This window comes from Terriglobales bacterium (assembly GCA_035567895.1).
Lineage (GTDB): Bacteria > Acidobacteriota > Terriglobia > Terriglobales > Acidobacteriaceae > Gp1-AA112.
Genome location: DATMPC010000013.1, coordinates 93,077 through 112,345 on the forward strand (window position 1 = coordinate 93,077; position 19,269 = coordinate 112,345).

The following is a 19,269-nucleotide window of genomic DNA, read 5'->3' on the forward strand; positions in this document are numbered from 1 at the left end:
CTTTCCGAGCAGCGATGTCAGTAAGTCAGCAGCTCTAAACCTGCTCACCAACCCATTTGGAGAATCACGCGAGAACCAGACAATCGTGCCACTTCTCGCGGCACGAAGTTAAGTCGGTCGTTACGCAGCCAAGCAAGAGCCTGCCCAGCCCTCGTGCTCTAAAAGCCAGCGTTTGCGCTCGATGCCGCCACCGTAGCCGGTAAGCGAACCGTTCGTACCAATCACCCGATGACAAGGCACAACCACACCAATCGGATTTGAGCCATTAGCCAGGCCAACCGCTCTTACTGCAGCCGGACGTCCAATTTGCTCGGCTAGTTTTGCGTAAGAGATTGTTGTGCCGCACATGATCTTTCGCAGCGCACGCCAGACTTCTCGCTGGAACGGAGTACCCGCTGTTTGCACCGGAATGACATCGATCGACTGAAGCTCTCCTGCAAAGTAACGTCTAATCGTGTCGCTCAAGCCGTTCGGATTGCGAATTGGTTCGAGTCTGAATCCGTTTTCACCGTAGTGGATCTGAAGGAGGCGATGCATTCGGTCTTCATACTCCCGCCAGTCAGTGGCACGCAGATTCCCATTATGGTCGGCCACAATCAACATCTCGCCGATTGGCGTATCGATTCGATCGATCAATAAGTGGAGAACTTGATTCTTGTTCATTCCTGCATCAGTAAAAACTCAACTTTGTGGCACAGCTATCCTCGGCTGTGGCTCTGCTCAAAGCCGACACAAGCTTTGATGAAAGTCTCTCCACCAGTTTCTATTCATTTCGTGGTCAAGCAGGTCATTGTTCTCGGCGCATAAACTCAATTTGTTGAGTCAAGCAGGCTCGTACGCGTCGCAAGCTGTTCCGCAGAGCATTCACCTTGGCGGAGCCACAGCCGAGGGCGGCTGTGCCACAACATAGTAAAAATCGCTCGGCGTTGTACTTACACTAAGCAATGTCCCACAGTCTCCGCGCCTCTTCCGCGATCACGTCAGGGCGTTCTTCCGGCCAGAACAGCTTGCTTCCGTCAAGACGCCGCACTCCGCGGGAGTTGCCGAAGGTTCGGTCGAGATAGTTGGAGCTCGCCTGCGAGAAGATCGTATCGCTCGTACCCCAGACAATCCGCGTTGGGACTTTGCAAACCTTGAGTGCGGCCTCGATCCCTGCCAGTGGATTCTGCTCGAGTGCAATGGCATATGCGTGCACGAGGGCCTTCCGCCGAGGTGTGTTCACGAGCGGAGTGAAATAAGTCTCGATCGCTTCATCGGTCGGATGTGTTGGATCCCCGTAACACATCCCGCCAATGCCATCCTTCGAACGTGCACGCTCCTTGTCAGCGCGCCAAGGTGCCAGCCATTCGTCCACGAACTTGCCTTCTCTTGAGAGCGCGATTACGGGGAGCATTGCGGCCGGAGGACTGTCGGGTTCAGTATCGCAATTGGTGAGCAACAAGGTGCGAACGCGCCGCGGGTGCTGAGTGACGAGTAACTGTGCGACCGCACCGCCGCTGTCGTTGGCGATGAGATCAACGCTTGGAATCGATAGCCTGTCCAGCAATGCCACAAGCATCGCGACTTGCGCCTTGGGCCCGACGCTCTGTCCTTCGGCAACCTCGGTGTAGCCCATCGCCAGGAAATCGGGAGCAATGCAGCGGCGATACGGCGACAGGAGGTCGAGCGAACCTCGCCATTGAAAACCATTGAGCGGAAAGCCGTGCAGGAACAGAGCTACATCCCCGGTGCCACGCTCTACGTATGCGATCTTGCCGAAGCTGGTTCGTACAAAGCGTCGGGTAGCATGGAATGCTGCGGCATCCATTGCAACGCGAACGGTTGCTGGCGTTGTAACGCTAAACATGCGAGCAGTGCATCCTGCGAATGCGGCCCCAGCGAGTGCACTGCCCGCAGTTTCAATGAAGCGTCTACGATCCATGCCGTTCCTTAATGGGATTCTGCCGCTGCCAGAAGCGCAAACGCCTCCTGCTCTGCCGCCTGCCAGTGGGCACGCAGTTCGTTGTTGAAATCTTCCCAACGCTCCTCGGGAAAGAAGATTCTCGCGCCCTTGAACTCGACACGGCGTCTGGTTCCAGGAATGGTATCGGCCAACCAGCGTGACCACTTTACGTCGAAGTACGCATCATCCGTACCCCAGACGATGAGCGTGGGCGCCTTGAGCGTCTTCAGGCGCGCTTCGATAGCGAGCGTGTGCCTGTTATCGAAGGCTGCGAGAAAGCGCTCCAGGTCGCGCGTGCGTTGCTCGGTCCTGACCAGCGGGCGCAAGTATGTTTCGATACTTTCGTCGCTGACGAGTTCAGGATGTTCGTACGCTGGCCCCAGAGCTTGCGGAGAGCGATAAATGCTCTTGTCCGACAACATCGCGTCGAGCGTACCCCTCAGGCCGCCTTCTGCCGCCATCGCCAGGAACGGTTTAAAGGCTTCTGGCGGCCAATTGTCGTGTGCATCGCAGTTGGTGAGAGTGAGGCTGCGGATCCGCTCTGAATATAAAGCGGAGAATATCTGCGCAATACCCCCACCGCTGTCGTTGCCGACCAGATCGACTTGCTCGATGTTCAAGGCATCGAGAACTCCCTTGAGCATCTGCGCATTCGCCGTTACGGATACTTCTTGGTCCGGGCGGATCTCAGTATCACCATGCGCAAGCAGGTCTACAGCGATGCAGCGCCGAATGTCGGACAAATGCTCCACCTGATGACGCCACAGGTGACTATTCAGAAGAACGCCGTGCACAAACAGCGCAGTTGGTCCTGTGCCCTGCTCCATGTAGCTGATATGACCCGACGCAGTCTTGACACTGCGCCGGATCGGCGTTGGTTTGCCTCTCTCCATGTCTCAGCCCTTCCTCGAGGCCGAAGCGTGTGCTTCCCTCAGCTTCTGTGCGCACTCGTCACAGCACACCTCAACCGTCTTGCCACCGATCTTGACCTCGATAGCATTCCCATCCAGCTTGTAGTCGCAAGCTGCACAAGTCTTCGCAGACATAACGCTCTCCTTAAACACCCGAAGTATCGGGGTGAGGCCCAGTAGGCCATTTCGGCAGAGGGCGTCGCTATCAGAATCTTTAGCGACTTGATTGGAGCACTGACGGGTTCAAAATTGAGCAATCTTGGCGGGTAGCGCCTGGTTTCCACATCCAGGCAGGTAGCGTGGGAGCGGCCATTTTGACGCGCCGAAAGCAGCAATCCGAGGTAAGATTTCCCTCCGTACCTCTTAGGACTCCGCATTCTGGACGGGCCCATGGCCACAAAAATTGCGCTGATCGACTTCGATGAAGAGCTGCTGGAATCCAGCCGGGCTGAATTGGAGCGCAGGGGCTACAAAGTCCGGACGGCGACAGACGGTGTGACGGGACTGCAACTGATTGAGCAGATGCAGCCTGAGATCGTGGTCCTCGAGCTGGTTCTGCCTAAACTGCACGGCTTGCAGCTCTGCGCTCGTCTGCGGAAGCATCCCGAATTGCAAGCCAAAGTGATTGTGGCGGCTTCACCGACGTTTGCCATCGACATCCGTAAGGCCAGAGAGATGGGTGCCGCATCGTTCCTCAATAAGCCTTACACCACCGAGGATCTGGCACGCGCAGTGAAATCAGTGGAGTCGGTTCCAATTCCTCACAACGAAGTTCAGCGAGTCGCGGCACTCAAGTCTTACGACATCCTCGACAGTCTCCCGGAAAAGTCGTTCGACGATCTGGCGCAGCTTGCGGCGATCATCTGCGAAACGCCCGGCGCAATGATTACGTTTGTCGATTCTGACCGGCTCTGGTTCAAGTCGATGGTTGGATTCGTCGCCAATGAGGTACCGCGCGAACTCTCGTTCTGCGCGCACGCCATCATGGATCACGAGGTAATGGTGGTGGAAGATGCGACTAAGGATGAACGCTTCGCCGGGAATCCGCTCGTCTCGGCTGGTCCCCGTGTCCGCTTTTACGCGGGTTCGCCGCTAAACACACCTGATGGAGAAGCGTTAGGAAGCGTCTGCGTGATTGCGCAGGAACCGCGCTCGATTACCCCGCAGCAAAAACAGGCGCTGCGACTACTCGCAAACCAAGTCCAGCTTTTGCTCGAATGGCGACGCTCAGCGAACAAGCGTGTATCGACAACTACTGCTGCCACTGCGTAGAGCATCGAGCTACTTTGTTGTTTGACTCGATTATCGTCCCTGAGTCACCACCCTCACTGTCATCCTGAGCCCCTCTTTTGTGCGAAGGATCTCCCGGGAATGTCTCAAGCTCATTTGCTTGGTCGCGGCTCCTTCACGAGAATTCGTGGCCGAAGTGCCGGAATACCGCAAGTAAGCCCGACACATCGCGGGAGATCCTTCGCCCAAAAGACGGCTCAGGATGACAGTCTTAGAATCATCCGTGGGCAGGCTGCGCAGAATCGATGCAGCGCAACATGCCAAAAAAAATGGGCGGAACCTACATTCTGGTTCCGCCCTCTCCGGTCAGGGGTGAAATCGAACTTTATTTGTTGCCGGTAGGCTCTTCCATGCGAGCGCTGATGCGGTTGCTGCCTTCGAAGCTCACGATGCCTTCATACAGGCTGAGGGCAAACATCCGATCACGCATTGGAATCGCGCGGTGCAGTGGCAGGCCTGCATCTTGCATGCGATGCCATTTCTGTCCATCGGCGCTACCGAAAACTTCGCTGGATCCATCGACGATCGCGAGCAGATGATGACTGCTCTGGTCGTAGTCCAGTGATGTGATCTTCGTCTTGGGCAGATCGGTGGACATCGGCTGCCAGCTTCCGCCCTTCTGCTGGCAGAAGAGGCCCTGCGCTGACGCGATCCAGAGGTTCTGGTCGGAATCAACGGTGATCCCCGTGATCAGTGTCACTGGCAGGCTCTGCTCCACGTTGAAGTGTTTGCCACCATCTGCTGAGACCAGCAGCGTGGTGTAAGTTGCGGCGGCAATCATGCCGTTGTTAGCGCGAACCCTCAGGAAAGGTTCTTTCTTAACGGCATGCTGTTGGGTCCAGGTCTTGCCCATATCACGCGAGATGAGCAATGCCCCAGATGTGGTCGGCACAAACATCGTGTTGCCCGCGATGGCCAGATCGGGAACGTTAGGCATCATGCCGGGCAGGATCACACGCGTCCACATGCGAGTGTTTTGAGCCAGGCGGAAGAGACCAGCGTTGGTTCCGGCGTAGATGTTGCCCTTTTCATCCTGGGCGAGCGTAAAAACGTCGCGGCCATTCAGTCCGTTGCTGAGCTGCGACCAGCGTTGTCCACCATCACGAGTGACGAAGACACCGCCGAATTCCTTGTCATTGACCATGCCGGCGTAAAGGACGCTGGAGTTCTTGTTGTCGGCGAGCAGCGCGCGCACCTGACGGTGAGCGAAGCCTTCGTTCGATGCGGTGAACGATGCTGAGTTGTTGGTGCTGAGCAACACGCCACTGCGGTCGGTCGCGAGCATCACGCGGGTAGAATCACGTGGATCGATCATCACGTCGTTGACGATGATGTTTGGAGCAGTTACGCGATGCCAGGTCGTGCCGGCGTCCTGTGTCTTCCAAAGACCTTCAGTCGTGCCGGCGAAGACCACATCCGGATTGTTCGGATCCTGCTTCAGTACGCGCGTACGCCGTGCCGAAAACGGAATTCCCTGGGCCTTACGGAAAAGCTCACCGTTATTGCTGCTCTTGTAAATCCCAGAGCAGGCGCTCAAGTACACCGTCGAGGGCTGCTTCGGATCGATGATCAGCGAGAAAACGTCGGAGTCGTCGATGACGCCATTCTTGATCTGATGCCAGTTATTTCCGCCGTCCTCGGTCTTCCACGCGAGGTGCCAGGTGCCGGCGTAAATCACCTCAAGGTTGGTTGGGTCGATCGCCAGCGACTCGATGTTCTTGATGTCCTTGTGACCTTCAGGCGAGATGCGTGTCCAATGATCGCCACCGTCTTCCGAACGGAAAACGCCATCTAGTGCGCCGGCGATGATAATCCTGGAATTCGACGGAGCCATCGCGAAGGAGCGGATCGACTTGCCCTTCATACCGCTCAGCGACTCGAAAGATTTCCCGCCATTGTTCGAGCGGAAGAGTTCACCCGTTTCGCGTTCGATGCTCCAGGCGGCAACGTACAATTTGCGGGAATTGGTCGGATCAAAAATGATGTGGTCGAGTACGTAATCAGATCCGGTACCTACATGGGCAAAGCGGTTCCACGAAAGACCGCGATCACGAGATTCAAAAATCTGTCCCGAACTGGTACCCAGCAGGATGCGGTCGGGGTTCTTCGGATCGTAAGACAGTGACCGAGCGTCGCCACCGTCCGGGCCGAGCATCTGCGGCGTCGCGCCGTGAGCATAGCCGATAAAGAAAGAAACTACGCAGGCCGATGCCAAGGCCAACCACCATCGTTTGCGAAACATGGACACGGTCCTCCAGTGACTTTGGTAACTCGCAAGTTTGGGAGAAGGGCGCGTTAACAATGCCATCGGCGGCGCGAGCGGGGATAGATGACGAAAGGTACCCAGTTTCTAACTGGACCTTGGTCACGCTGTGCTAAGTGATTGAAAACAGAGTAGCTGATTGGATTTGTTTTGATTCAGGAAAACACCTGAAGAGTACCTTCGGTATGGCAATCAACATGGAAAGCCTGTGATTCTGGGCCCGGCACTGGCCCTTGGCGAAATCGTAAGGGGCCGCAACCTGGTCTGAAACATTGGCGGGACGTCTTTCGCGCAAAATAGAGGCTCAGGACAGCAGCGTCAAGTCCCATCAGTGAGGTTAGCGATCCAGCCCGCGCTAGATCTTCTTCAGCCGCTGCACGTCAATAATTCCGGGAATGCGGCGGATGCCAGAGACGATGCGCTCCAGGTGCTTGACGTCCTCGATATCAATCGTTATGTCGATCGATGCGCGCGTGTCGCCGGTGCGGACGTCCATGTGACGGATGTTGGTGTTGTCGTCGCTAATCGCAGCAGTGACCTGCTTCAGCATCCCAGTGCGGTCATCGCAAACTACCGTGAGCTTCACCGGATACGTCGCCTTTGCCGGGCCGGAGACCGAAGCGCTTGGCCGGCCCCAAGTTACATTGATGCGTCGGTCGGGTTCGTACATCAGGTTCGTCACGTTCGGACAAGATTTTGCGTGAACCGCGACGCCTTTACCCCGAGTTACGTAGCCGACAATGTCCTCGCCCCGAATCGGATTACAGCAGCGTGCGCGATACACAAGCAGCTCGTCGTGGCCCTGGACTTTGAGTGATCCGCTGTCGTCACCGAAGACTTTGCGGATCATGCCGCCGATTAGGCTCTTGTCTTCTTCCTCCGGCTCGGGCTCAGCGCCACCTGCGGCATTTGGAACAAGTTTGTTCAGCACGGCGCGAGCGGAGAACTTACCGTAGCCGATCGAGGCAATCAGATCTTGCTCGTTTCCACCAATGCCGTACTCACTGGCGACGGCCGCGTACCTCTCGGGCGTAACCTCTTTCAAACTGACCTTGTATTTGCGAGCTTCCTTTTCCAGCACCTTTCGGCCGATTTCCACGGCACGCTCGCGCTGGTGAACCAATAGCCAATGCTTGATCTTGTTCCGAGCGCGTGAGGACTTGACGAATCCCAGCCAGTCACGACTTGGCTGGTGTCCCGTCTGCGTGATGATCTCGACGATATCGCCGTTCCGCATTTTGTATCGAAGTGGAACGATACGCCCGTTGACCTTGGCCCCTACGCAGGTGTTACCGACCTCGGTGTGGATGTGATAGGCGAAATCAATGCAAGTCGCGTCGCGCGGAAGGATTACAACTTTGCCTTTTGGAGTGAACGTGTAAACCTCTTCCGGATAGAGGTCGATCTTGAGAGTGGAAAGGAACTCATTGGGATCGGCAACGTCGCGCTGCCACTCTACAACCTGCCGCAACCACGAGAGACGCTGTTCGTCTTTGGCGTTGACCGGTGTTCCGTCCTTGTACTTCCAGTGGGCCGCGATGCCGTCCTCGGCCATCTTGTGCATGTCTTCGGTGCGTATCTGCACTTCAAACTGCATGCCACCTTCCGCCATGACCGTGGTGTGCAGAGACTGATACAGATTTGGCCTCGGCATGGCGATGAAGTCTTTGATTCGTCCCGGAACCGGCCGCCAGATACTATGAATCGCACCAAGCGCGCTGTAACAGTCTTTAACCGATGAGGTGATGATGCGAATGGCCAGCAGGTCATAGACCTGGTCGACCGTAATCCGCTGGCGCTGGAGTTTCTGCGAGATGCTGTAGAGCCGCTTGATGCGGTGATCGACTCGTGCCTCGACACCGTTCTCTTTCAGCTTCTCGCGGATAAAAGCAACTGTCTTGTCGAGGAAGGCCTCGCCTTGCTTACGCCGCGCTTCCACTTGCTCTTTGATCTGGTTGTAGCCGATAGGATCGATATACTGAAAGGCAAGGTCTTCGAGTTCGCCTCGAACTTTGCCCATGCCCAGGCGATGAGCCAGGGGAGCGTAGATATCGAGCGTCTCCTGCGCTATATGCTGCTGACGATCGGCGGGAAGATGCTCCAGCGTGCGCATGTTGTGGAGCCGGTCGGCAAGCTTGATGAGGACGACTCGAATGTCGTCCGTCATAGCCAGTACCATCTTGCGGACGTTTTCCGCTTGCCGTTCTTCCCGGCTTGCCAGATTGATCTTCGCGATCTTGGTGACGCCGTCGACGATGTGGGCTACCGGCGTGCCGAACTTTTCCTCGATTTGGTTATTCGTGACATCGGTATCTTCCACTGCGTCGTGCAGCAGTCCGGCGGCGATTGCCGTCGAATCCAGTTTCATCTCTGCCAGGACGAGCGCTACTTCGAGGGGATGAACTAGATAGGGTTCGCCGGATGCGCGGGTTTGACCGTTGTGATGCTGGAGGGAGAACTCGTAGGCGCGCTGGATGATGTCCAGATCATCACCCGGACGGTTGTCGCGAACCAGTTTCAGCAGGTCACGGAATTTTGTGGCTGTGAGGACGTTGGTCGCGATCTGCTGGCGCAGTGTCGCCATGATTGATTATAGCTGCGGTTTTTGGCTGGTGTTGGAAAAGACATCAATGCCGAAAAGGCGAACACGAAGGTCACGAGGGCAACTCAAGAGGTCACGATGAGGCTTCATAAAGAATCTCCGTGACCTTTTCTGTTCCCTTCGTGACCTTCGTGTTCACCCTTCGGTCTGGTCTTCGTCAGCGACGCCAAGCTCTTTCAAACGCTTCCACACGCTCGCGCACGCTTAGCACATGCTGTGGGAGCGAGAGGCGCTCACCAGCTTCGATGAGAGGAATCACGCGATCGAAGTCCGGACCAGAATGGGAACCTGTGATGATGATGCGAATCGGATGGAATAAGTCTTTCCCTTTTGCTCCCGTCCCTTCTTTTACCTCGTTGACGATGGCCTTGAAGCTTTCGGGTGTGAACCCGTTGCTTCCCGCGCGGACGCGGGTTGCGAACTCGGCAATGACTTTGCGCCCGATGTCGGACGTAAGAAGGGCTTGATTGTCTTCGGCCTTAACTGCTGCCTCAGCGTCATAGCTCAGCAGGAACTTGGCTTTCTCGGGCAACTGGTCCAGCCGGTCCACATACGGCACGAGGAGCGCGATCACCTTTTCCACCCATGAGCGCACCTCAGGACTCTCAACATTTGGAAGCAATCCTGATTCACGAAAGTAAGGCAGCGCCAACTCAACGATCCGCTGCGGATCGGCTGCTTTAATGTAGTGCCGGTTCAGCCAGTACAACTTGTCGAAATCGAAGATCGCAGGGGAGGGAGTCACGCGTTCCAGCGAGAATTCCTTGATCAACTCCTTTGGTGTGAAAGTTTCCCGTGTGCCGCCGCTTGGCGCCCAGCCCAACAACGCCAAGTAATTGACGAGAGCTTCCGGCAAAATCCCCATATCGCGAAACTGCGAAATCGAAGTCGCGCCGTGGCGCTTGGAGAGCCGCTCACGATCAGGCCCAAGGATCGTGGATAGATGCGCGAACTCCGGCACGGGAAATCCGAGCGCTTGGTAGAGCGCCACTTGCTTCGGAGTGTTTGAGAGATGGTCATCTCCGCGGATCACGTGCGTGATCTTCATCTCGGCGTCATCGATGACGACCACGTAGTTGTAGACCGGAATGCCAGAAGAGCGCACGATAATCGGGTCGCTCACCGATTCGTTGTCGAAGGTGACGTCGCCGCGAACGATGTCGTGGAAGTGGATCGGGTGCTCGGGAATCTTCAGACGGATCGCAGCGGCTTCACCGCTTGTACGGCGCTGCTTCGCTTCTGCCGGATCGCACTGCCTGCACTTGCCCGAGTACACCTGGGGGCGATGCTCCGCGGCCGCGGCCTGACGTTCGCGTTCCAGATCTTCGGCGCTGCAGAAACAAAGATAGGCTTTGTCTTCATCGAGCAGACGCTCGGCGTATCGCTGGTAGATATCCATGCGATCGCTTTGCCGATATGGGGCAAAGTGACCGCCAACATCGGGACCCTCGTCCCAGTCGATGCCCAACCAGCGCAGATCCTCGAGCAGTTGTGTTTCGAACCGAGCCTCGCTTCGTTCCACGTCGGTGTCCTCAATTCGGAGTACGTGGATTCCTTTCTTTTGGCGGGCAAAGAGCCAGTTATAGAGGGCAGTCCGTGCATTTCCCACGTGCAATAGCCCGGTGGGCGATGGGGCAAAGCGGACGCGGACTTTGTCTGAGGACCTCACGCAATCGATGGTAACAAAGACAAAACTAATTCGCGCCCGAACAGGACAACCCGCAGCTCAGAGTTTCTATCTCACTATTCGGAGCGACAGTAGTAGAGGGCCACAGTCGCTTTAATGATTAATCAAAAAGCCTCATCTGCAACCACAGATGAGGCTTTTAAATTGATCTGGCATAGCAAGATCAACCGCAACAGCAGAAGCCAACGCGGATTCAATGGATTCACGCAGATTTATTCAAGGCAAGGCAGAGCCTCGCTGCCTTGGGCAGCTTTGGAAGGGTGAATAGAGGTTGTCGTGTCGCAGTGGCCTTACAAGATCCGCGTGAATCCGCTTAATCCGTATTCATCCGCGTTGGCGTTTGGTTTTGGTGTTCGTTTTGCTCCGCCCCGCCGTCTCGAGCGTTATGGTTGCGCGATGGGCGAGGATTGCTCTCAGTGCTGTCGTCTTCGCTAGCCAACCCGAAGACGCGCCTTTCATCCGGAGTCATCTCCCGGCCATGAGTAAGTCGAAATACGCTTTCCATCGCGGCTTGCAGGTGGCCATCCTGTGAGCGCCGACGCAGCGGAACATCAGCCGAGTCCGAGATTTCGTCCGGTTTTCGTTTCTTCACTGATCGGCGATTCCAAGGAATTCGCGGTCCTCGGGGGTCATTTCGCCACCGTGAGTCTCGCGGAATACCATCTTCATGGTTTCAACGACGGATGGTGGGAGCGGGGCTGCGGCTTCCTCCAAGGTGCCGCAATTTTCGGAAATGATCGAGATTCTCTCTTCAATCTTCATAGGCTTTCTTGAAAAAACTAGACGTTCTGAGAACTGGCAGTCCTGTTGGATGGCGTTTTTGACGCAAACGGTTGCAGAATGCGAGCTGCTCAGGGCAGCCAGTCGCTTGAGATTTCAGGGAAGTGCAGCTGAAGATCTGACGCCAGCCCACTTAATGGCGAGCGACGAGGATGATCGCCATTACAAGAGCCCCGACCGATGCGGCAGCGGCGATCGCAACAGCAATCAGCAAGGTTAGTTGCTGGTCTGCCACTCGCGAAAGTTCGCGCTGCAGGGTAACCGACTGGTCATCAATTACTCGCAGGCGTTGCTGAACGCTCTCGAATGCGGATCGGAGTTCCACGAGATCAGAGTGATGGGCTCTTAGGGCATCCGCGGTATAGCTTTGAAATTCCTGCGTCGCCGGATCCCTCACCGGCTGCGCCGGACGGCGTGCAGCATAAATTTCCATTAAGGGAAGCAACTTACGCGCGTATCCCAGCAGCTCTGTCAGGAGTTGCAACATCTAGCCTCGCTTTGCTTGTGGTACTTGAGCTAACTCACGGACGGAAAACGCGGGAGCCACCGCACCCAAGGCGAATAGTACAGCGCGATGCATGTCTTCCACAGGAGCCGGTTTGCCCGTCCATATTTCGAATTGGCGCGCGCCCTGATGCACAAACATCTCCGTGCCAGGAATGACCTGGATGCCTTTGGCCCGCGCCATTTGCACCAGGCGGGTCTCTGCAGGGTTATAAACCATCTCGAACAAATAACGCGTTCTCAGGTCAGACTCCTCTAATGGGGTCTGCGGGCGTGAGCCTTCCATTCCTACAGGAGTCGCATTGATAATTACGTCAAATTCGAGCTTCTTGAGATGAGCATGAGAAACATAGTGTGCGTGCGCCTGCCGCGCGAGCTTCTGCCCATTCTCTGCCGTGCGGTTCATCACCCAGACCTCGGCGTTGCGCTCCCTAAGTCCGAAGACAGCTGCGCGCGCCGCGCCTCCAGCTCCGATTACGAGGATCTTCGCTCCTGTCAGGTTGAGCCGTTGTTCCAGCGGGCGAACTACCCCCGCGACATCGGTGTTGAATCCGTAGAGCTTGCCATCCTGGGAACGAATCAGAGTGTTGCAGGCACCAATCTTGGTGCTGAGAGCGTCGGTCTTATCAAGATGTTCGATGATCTCCTGCTTCAACGGCATGGTGATGCTTAATCCTTGCATCGGCATCTCGCGGACGCATTTCAGCAGATCAGCAACATCAGAAGTCTGCAGGGGTACGTAGACAGCGTTGATGTTCTCCCGGCGAAACGCCGTATTCATCATTTCCGGGGATAACGAGTGCCCAATTGGATCGCCGGCGACGCCGTAAACCCTCGTTGCGGCGTCAACTGCGTCAATGCGAAATACATCCCGTAATACCCGGGCCGCCATTTGACCCGGTGCCGTTTCTGCCCCAGGTTCGGCCGATGCGAAAGTAAATGCGCTGCCGGAGCGGACGTTCAAGATGCGGCTAATGATGCCGCGTTCACCCATGCAAACACCCACAGTGCTAATCATGTCGCTGCGATGCTCCAGGAGGCGCATCATTTTCACGTTGTCCGAGAGCGACTTTGCTGTGGAGACGATCTTGATGTAGTCAGCGGGAAACTGATGCATTTCTTCCCAAGTCTCTTCGAGCTTCTTGGTGCCGCGAAAGTCGTGAAACGAGATCATGAGCCCGGCGTGTTGCCGCACGTTATGGATCTCTTGTGTTTTCAGAGCCTTTGCCGACTCCAGCTCAATATCCACAATTTGGCATCCGGCCGTCGCCGCCTTCAATAGAAGATCGACTTGCGATGCCACGGTTCCACGAAACTTGCCTCCATTGACCGCCCGCCGACAAGTTGCAACCAGGGTAATGTCGCGATGAAATCCAGCAAATTCCTTCAGCTTGGGCAGTATCAGGGCCGGCTTGGCAAGGTAATCTAAGCGTAACTCCAGCAAGGAGTTTTCGTTGGCAGCAGCCTCGATCTTTTCCATAAATTCCGCTGGATTCGAGGCAAAAAGGGCCACACATACACGAGGGAGCCGATGCCTCAGAAACCGCGCTGCATAGCTTGGAGTATCGCTTTTCATCAACTTACGCCGGACGGGCATATTAATGGTGCACAAGGGTAGATGCAACTCTAAAGCAACCAGGAGCTGAATCGACACACCTCTGCCGTATTCATCTGGTTACTACGCCCACGATTGACTGTCGGGTATGCTCGGCTACGTTGATGCGGACCTCGCGTTCGCGCGCCGCGGACCGTTTCCCGAGGGACATTCCCTAAAGTGCTCTTTTCCTGAGACTTGGCGTCCGCGAAGCTGGAGGACTATGAGAAACCGACTTGCTGCCGTTTTGCTTGTGGCTACCGCTGCGTTGGCCCAGGATCAGACCTCTACACCGACTCCGACGCAGAGCAATCCGCCGACCGAGCAACAGAACCAGCAGCAAACGGCTCCTCCGGCGCAGCAACCTCCGGCCGAACAGCCAGCCGCACAACAGCCAGCTGCACAACAGCCAGCTGCACAACAGCCGACTACACAACCTGAGACACAGCCTTCCCCAACTCAGCCGCCTGCGGTCCAGCAGCCACCGACTCCCGAGCCTGCGGCTCCGCAGCCTATCGCACCAGCAGAAGCTACATCGAAGCAGACCACGCCACAGCCCACTGTCTCCACAACGAACAAGCTGGAACGGTTTAACGGACCGACAATGTCTGAGGTGTACTGCGCGGGCTTCATTACGAAACAAGAAGTACGCGCCAGCGCCGTCGTTGTCGACGATTCGCACGCGCCAGAACAGGTGAGGGCCGCTGAAGGGTCATACATCTACCTGAAAGGCAGTGAGGTGGCGGAAGGCAAAGAATACCTTTTACTGCGCCATACTCACGATCCGAATCATACGCAATCGTTTCCGGGGCAGTTTGGTCTCTTGGCCAATTTGGGTGAAATGTACCAAGACCTGGGACGAGCAAAAGTGATCGCGGTGAGAAAGAGAGTCGCTGTCGCGCAGGTGGAGTCCGGCTGCTCAGAGATAATACCTGGCGACATTGCAGTTCCATTTCAGGAACGCCCGAGGCCGGAATTCAAGCAGACCAATTTCGAGCAGTTCGCTGTACCCAGTGGAAAGACCAAAGGGCGTGTTGTGATGGGGCGGGACCTGGACACCTTGGTGGGCTCACGGCGCATCGTTTATCTCAACGTTGGCGAGGCGCAGGGGGTCAAGCCGGGGGATTACTTCCGGGCACTTCGTGACTATGCATCCATCGCGGACAATCCTGCTGAATCGCTGCCATTCAAGGCTCCACCATACGATCCGACGCAGAAGAATCCGCCCAGCTTTCAATTCCGTGAACATGCCGACCAGCTACCCATTCGAGCAATCGGAGAAATGATAGTGCTGAGCACCACTCCGAATTCATCGGCTGCTCTTACGACCTATGCGCCTGAGGACATTCACCTCGGCGACACCATTGAGATGATCGACGCCGTACCTTTCCCGCCTCCTGCGGCTGAACCAACGACGGCAGCGCTGCCCCCGACGATCAGTTGCTCGGTGAACCGATCGACTATCCAAGTCGGGGAATCGGCAAACATTACTTGTAACGGCGTAGCCGAAGAAGGACATACGCTCGCTTACAGCTATCAGGCGAGTGCCGGACAGATCACGCCGCGCGACAGTCGAGCTACTTTAACTCCCAACGCTCCGGGTCCGATCACGGTGACCGCTACTGCGGTCGACGACCGTAACTTGTCGGCACAAACCACGGTAAATGTCGATGTGCAGTCAGCGCCTCTGTCCCCAACCAGCGCAGAGACCGCAGGCAGCCTTACTCCGAGCATGCTGAACGAGCTCATGTTCAAGCCCAATAGCAGCCGTGTGGATAATCGCGCCAAGGCAGAACTTGATGATGACGCCCTCCGCTTGCAGCGCGATGCGAACGCTACGCTGATTATCGAAGGATCGGCAAATCCGTCAGAAAACGATGCTGTAGCTCTGCAGCGTGCTGAAAATGCCAAGACCTACTTGACCCAGAGCAAGGGTATCGATCCGACTCGTATTCAGACTCGCGCGGCGCAAACCAAAACCGGAGCAAAGGTGGTAGTCATCATGGTTCCTGCCGGAGCTCCGCCACAACAATAGCTACAGCCATTGATCCAACAGCACGAGGAGATGAGTGTCGCGGGATGGCGTGACAAGACCACCGGCGATGTTTGATCGCATTGCTGAACTCTCCCTGCCTCTGCGCTGCTCCGTCTCCTGAAGCGAAACCTTTGTAAATCCGCCAACCTCTTCTGCAATTCTCCGAATCTCACTCAACGGAGATTTCAAGGGAGGACTTCAATCCATGGCAACAAAGAGTCGCAGTCATCGCTCCAGTTTGCGCAGTAGTAGCATCGGATCGCGTGGAAAAAAATCTTCACGCCGCAAATACAGCGCAAGCGCCGGCAGCGACGTAAAGCGCGAGATGCATGAGTTCAAACGGGGAAAACTGAAGTCCGGACGCAGCGGGAAAACTGTAAAAAGCCGCAAACAGGCAATTGCGATCGGCCTCTCGGAAGCGCGGCGCAAAGGCAAGAAAGTTCCCGCGAAGAGGGGCAGCTCTTCCTCAAGTCGCAAGGCCGCATAAGCCTTGGCAGCGCTGACCGATTGGAAGCCGTGACGAGACTGAGACAAGCGGAGACTGTCTAATAAGGAATTTTGTCCGGCTTTTTCTGCCAAGCCTCGAATGCCGCGAGCGCCTCATCGCGAAGAATCTGTTGCATGCGAACCGAGCGCTGCGAATTAGCGAGAGTAAGTTCGTGATAGATGAAAGCATCGTCAAAGCCGATGTTTGCGGCGTCGACGGCGGTGTTTGCGTAGTACACGCTCTTCGGACGAGCCCAATAAATGAGGCCCATGCACATGGGGCATGGCTCGCAGCTCGTGTACACATCGCATCCTGTGAGCTGAAATGTCTTCATCCTTCGGCAAGCAGCGCGAATGGCTATGACTTCGGCATGCGCGCTCGGATCGTTGGTGGCGAGTACCTCGTTCGCGCCCTCACCGACGATTTCGCCATCCTTAACCACAACGGCAGCGAACGGCCCGCCGTTCCCGGAATGAACATTGCGAATAGAGAGCTCAATCGCTCTCCGCATGAACTTTAGGTCCAATCCTCACCTGAGACACAAGAGTTGAGACGTTGCCACCGATTGTAAATCGCTCGCCTAGCGAGTGCTCTCTCATCCGCATGTCTCTGGCGCGAGTCGCGCCAACGTTTTGACGCTCGTGAGGCACGGAATGCTTCTTGCCGGATTGGGCTTTGCTGTCGGTCTTTGTTGCTGCTCTCGTTGCGGGGAGATTGCTTTCGGGATTGCTTCATGAGGTGCATCCCAGCGATCCATTCGTCACGATTGCCACTGCGGCATCATTAACGGCGGTCGCTCTCGCAGCATGCTATCTGCCGGCGAGACGAGCGGCGAAGGTCGATCCCGTGGTGGCACTCCGGCATCAGTGAAAGTTCGTAACGCTGAACTCCTGCGCCGATCGCATTCCCATTTGAGCGCTGGAGGCGGGAGCGCCGTCCGACGTTCCTGCGCTTTGACCCGTGCTATAGTAACCGCACTTTCTGGTCTCAACCCCGCAGCGGCCACAATGGGCCTGCTGGGGCTTCAGCGGCGGAATCCGCGGCCCAGAGCGAAGGTATGTCCACCAGCTCGATCAGCAAGCCAGCGGCTAGTTCGACGCTTCGCGTCCTCCCCTTGCTGGTGTGCTTCGATGAAGAAGTCGAAGTTCGACGCAATCTCGTCGATATCCCACGTTATCGGCGTATCTCATTTGAGAGTTCGCTTAAGCTTCCGTCAGAGGTAGAACGGATCATCATCAGCGGCAATGAATCGCTATTGATCCGCTTCTATGACGAAATCCGCAAGCCGACTTGTCGCCTGGTTGCGCTTACTGATCAGCGCTTTCATGATCCCCGCGTCGATGCGCTGGTCTACGCCTATCTTCCGGCGAACACCCCTCATGCGCTGCTGGAGCGCACGGTTGACAACGCCCTCGATCACATCCACCTGATCCATGTGCGCGAACAGATCAACGAGCGGTTGCGCGGAGTCACGCGCGAGATTCAGGAGCTCAACAAGATCGGCGCCGCTCTCTCCGCAGAACATCATCTTGACCGCCTGCTCGAACTGATCCTCACGAAGAGCCGTCACATTACGAATGCCGACGCCGGTTCGCTTTACCTGGTCGAATCGGCGCAGGAAGAGAGGCGGCTTGGACCGCATCATGCGACACTGCCGGCAAACGCAGATGGCGCGAGTGGGTTACCTGCCGCTGCGCTGGTGAAAGAAGAAGAGGACGAAGAGCTGAAGCACCAACGCTTGCGTTTCAAGCTCGCACAAAACGACTCCATAACCATCCCATTCCGGGAAACAACATTGGAGCTGAACCACAAATCGATAGCCGGCTATGTCGCGTCGACGGGCGAGATCGTAAACATAGAGGACGCGTACCACATCACGCCGGAAATTCCTTACAGCATCAACCGCAAATTCGACGAGGACTCAGGATACCGCACCAAGTCAATTCTGGCGGTTCCACTTCGGGACCAGAAAGACCACATCGTCGGCGTGCTGCAGTTAATCAACGCCAAGCGTGACGGAAAAGCGCGGCTCGATTCCCTCTCTGCCGTTAAAGAACAGGTGGTCTCCTTCAATGGCCGGCAGCAGGACATCGTCGCATCACTCGGGAGCCAGGCTGCAGTCGCCGTCGAAAACAGTCGCTTGTACGAGTCCATCCAGAGGTTGTTCGAGGGCTTCGTGCGCGCGTCAGTTATCGCGATTGAAGCACGTGATCCTACGACTTCAGGCCATTCCTTCCGTGTCGCGAACTTGACCGTCGCCCTCGCCGAGGCGGTGCAGCGCATCGAAACCGGTCCGTATGCCGACTTGCGTTTCACGCGAGAAGAAATGCGCGAGATTCGCTATGCCTCGTTGCTGCACGACTTCGGCAAAGTCGGCGTACGCGAGGAGGTGCTGGTCAAGGCCAAGAAGCTTTATCCGGCGCAACTCGATTTAGTAAAGCAGCGCTTCGAGTTCGTGAAGCGCTCCATGCAGGCCGAAAAGCTGCAGAAGCGACTCGACTACGTGCTCGAAAAGGGCCGCGACGAGTATATGGCGAAGCTGGGCGTGTTCGACGAGGAGTTGAAGCAGCAGATCGAGGAGGTTGACCGTTTCTTCTCGGTGATCCTCAAATCGGACGAACCAACGGTGTTGCCGGAAGGGAACTTCGAGAGGCTGCTCGATATCGCTGCTCGGCACTACCGCGACTTTGAAGGCGACGAGAAGCCGCTTCTTACACCCGACGAGGTGCGCCTGCTCTCGATCCGTAAAGGTTCACTCGACGAGAACGAACGCCTGCAGATCGAGTCGCACGTGGTGCACACAGTCAATTTTCTGCAGCAAATTCCATGGACGTCGGAGATACGCAACATTCCCGAAATTGCGCGCGGCCACCACGAAAAGCTGAACGGTCTTGGCTACCCATACAAGCTCTCCGCCCCGGAGATTCCCGTGCAGACGCGCATGATGACCATTTCAGACATTTTCGACGCGCTTTCCGCAGCCGATCGTCCTTACAAGAAATCGGTCGACCTCGAACGTGCTCTGCAAATTCTCGGATATGCGGTGAAAGACGGGGAACTCGACGCCTCACTCTTCCAGGTCTTTTTGGATGCCAAGGTGTATGAGAAGTGGAAAGTCGAACCGCATCGGTACTAAGAAGGCTGCTAGCTCCGATCCGTTTCACGCCTGAAGGC

General features: G+C 56.3%; 17 protein-coding genes. 5 read left to right on the top strand and 12 right to left on the bottom strand.

The features are described from left to right. Positions 1-120 precede the first annotated feature (120 nt). The 4 genes from ogt to VNX88_04280 all read right to left on the bottom strand — a co-directional run bounded on the left by ogt (position 121) and on the right by VNX88_04280 (position 2,988). Complete coding sequence (gene ogt, locus VNX88_04265) at positions 121-663, bottom strand: methylated-DNA--[protein]-cysteine S-methyltransferase (protein HWY67854.1); 543 nt, start codon at positions 661-663, stop codon at positions 121-123. 274 nt (positions 664-937) lie between these two features. Beyond that, the gene (locus VNX88_04270; GenBank protein ID HWY67855.1) at positions 938-1,921 is read right to left on the bottom strand and encodes an alpha/beta hydrolase; all 984 of its coding nucleotides are present in this window, start codon (positions 1,919-1,921) and stop codon (positions 938-940) included. An 8-nt stretch (positions 1,922-1,929) separates the two neighbouring features. Continuing rightward, positions 1,930-2,835, bottom strand: coding sequence for an alpha/beta hydrolase (locus VNX88_04275; GenBank protein ID HWY67856.1), 906 nt, complete (start codon positions 2,833-2,835; stop codon positions 1,930-1,932). A 3-nt stretch (positions 2,836-2,838) separates the two neighbouring features. Next, complete coding sequence (locus VNX88_04280) at positions 2,839-2,988, bottom strand: hypothetical protein (protein HWY67857.1); 150 nt, start codon at positions 2,986-2,988, stop codon at positions 2,839-2,841. Positions 2,989-3,243: 255 nt separating this feature from the next. Between VNX88_04280 and VNX88_04285 the strand changes: the two genes are divergently transcribed. Next, positions 3,244-4,125 (top strand): response regulator, encoded by an 882-nt coding sequence (locus VNX88_04285; GenBank protein HWY67858.1) that lies wholly within the window; start codon positions 3,244-3,246, stop codon positions 4,123-4,125. Positions 4,126-4,468: 343 nt separating this feature from the next. Here VNX88_04285 and VNX88_04290 read toward each other — a convergent pair whose 3' ends face one another. The 7 genes from VNX88_04290 to aroE all read right to left on the bottom strand — a co-directional run bounded on the left by VNX88_04290 (position 4,469) and on the right by aroE (position 13,576). Then, on the bottom strand, positions 4,469-6,385 hold the full coding sequence (locus VNX88_04290; GenBank protein HWY67859.1) for a YCF48-related protein: 1,917 nt from the start codon (positions 6,383-6,385) through the stop codon (positions 4,469-4,471). Between the two features lie 376 nt (positions 6,386-6,761). After that, on the bottom strand, positions 6,762-8,990 hold the full coding sequence (locus VNX88_04295) for a bifunctional (p)ppGpp synthetase/guanosine-3',5'-bis(diphosphate) 3'-pyrophosphohydrolase (protein ID HWY67860.1): 2,229 nt from the start codon (positions 8,988-8,990) through the stop codon (positions 6,762-6,764). Between the two features lie 175 nt (positions 8,991-9,165). Next, positions 9,166-10,677, bottom strand: coding sequence for a glutamate--tRNA ligase (gltX, locus tag VNX88_04300; GenBank protein HWY67861.1), 1,512 nt, complete (start codon positions 10,675-10,677; stop codon positions 9,166-9,168). 331 nt (positions 10,678-11,008) lie between these two features. Further along, positions 11,009-11,287, bottom strand: coding sequence for a hypothetical protein (locus VNX88_04305; protein HWY67862.1), 279 nt, complete (start codon positions 11,285-11,287; stop codon positions 11,009-11,011). Then, positions 11,284-11,457 carry a hypothetical protein gene (locus tag VNX88_04310; GenBank protein HWY67863.1) on the bottom strand — a complete coding sequence of 58 codons (174 nt, stop codon included), beginning with the start codon at positions 11,455-11,457 and terminating at the stop codon, positions 11,284-11,286. Before VNX88_04310 ends, VNX88_04305 begins: the two co-directional genes overlap by 4 nt. Before the next feature lie 151 nt (positions 11,458-11,608). Beyond that, complete coding sequence (locus tag VNX88_04315; GenBank protein ID HWY67864.1) at positions 11,609-11,962, bottom strand: hypothetical protein; 354 nt, start codon at positions 11,960-11,962, stop codon at positions 11,609-11,611. Continuing rightward, a complete protein-coding gene (gene aroE / locus VNX88_04320; GenBank protein HWY67865.1) occupies positions 11,963-13,576 on the bottom strand; it encodes a shikimate dehydrogenase in 1,614 nt (537 codons plus the stop codon). Positions 13,577-13,796: 220 nt separating this feature from the next. Here aroE and VNX88_04325 point away from each other — a divergent pair, with 220 nt between their 5' ends. Both VNX88_04325 and VNX88_04330 read left to right on the top strand, forming a co-directional pair. After that, positions 13,797-15,608 carry an OmpA family protein gene (locus tag VNX88_04325; protein HWY67866.1) on the top strand — a complete coding sequence of 604 codons (1,812 nt, stop codon included), beginning with the start codon at positions 13,797-13,799 and terminating at the stop codon, positions 15,606-15,608. Positions 15,609-15,813: 205 nt separating this feature from the next. Beyond that, positions 15,814-16,095 carry a DUF6496 domain-containing protein gene (locus VNX88_04330; GenBank protein ID HWY67867.1) on the top strand — a complete coding sequence of 94 codons (282 nt, stop codon included), beginning with the start codon at positions 15,814-15,816 and terminating at the stop codon, positions 16,093-16,095. 58 nt (positions 16,096-16,153) lie between these two features. Here VNX88_04330 and VNX88_04335 read toward each other — a convergent pair whose 3' ends face one another. Continuing rightward, a complete protein-coding gene (locus VNX88_04335) occupies positions 16,154-16,606 on the bottom strand; it encodes a nucleoside deaminase (protein ID HWY67868.1) in 453 nt (150 codons plus the stop codon). 149 nt (positions 16,607-16,755) lie between these two features. Between VNX88_04335 and VNX88_04340 the strand changes: the two genes are divergently transcribed. Further along, entirely contained in the window at positions 16,756-16,965 is a 210-nt protein-coding gene (locus VNX88_04340; protein HWY67869.1) for a hypothetical protein, read from the top strand. Between the two features lie 187 nt (positions 16,966-17,152). Continuing rightward, a complete protein-coding gene (locus tag VNX88_04345; GenBank protein HWY67870.1) occupies positions 17,153-19,231 on the top strand; it encodes an HD domain-containing phosphohydrolase in 2,079 nt (692 codons plus the stop codon). Positions 19,232-19,269 lie beyond the last annotated feature (38 nt).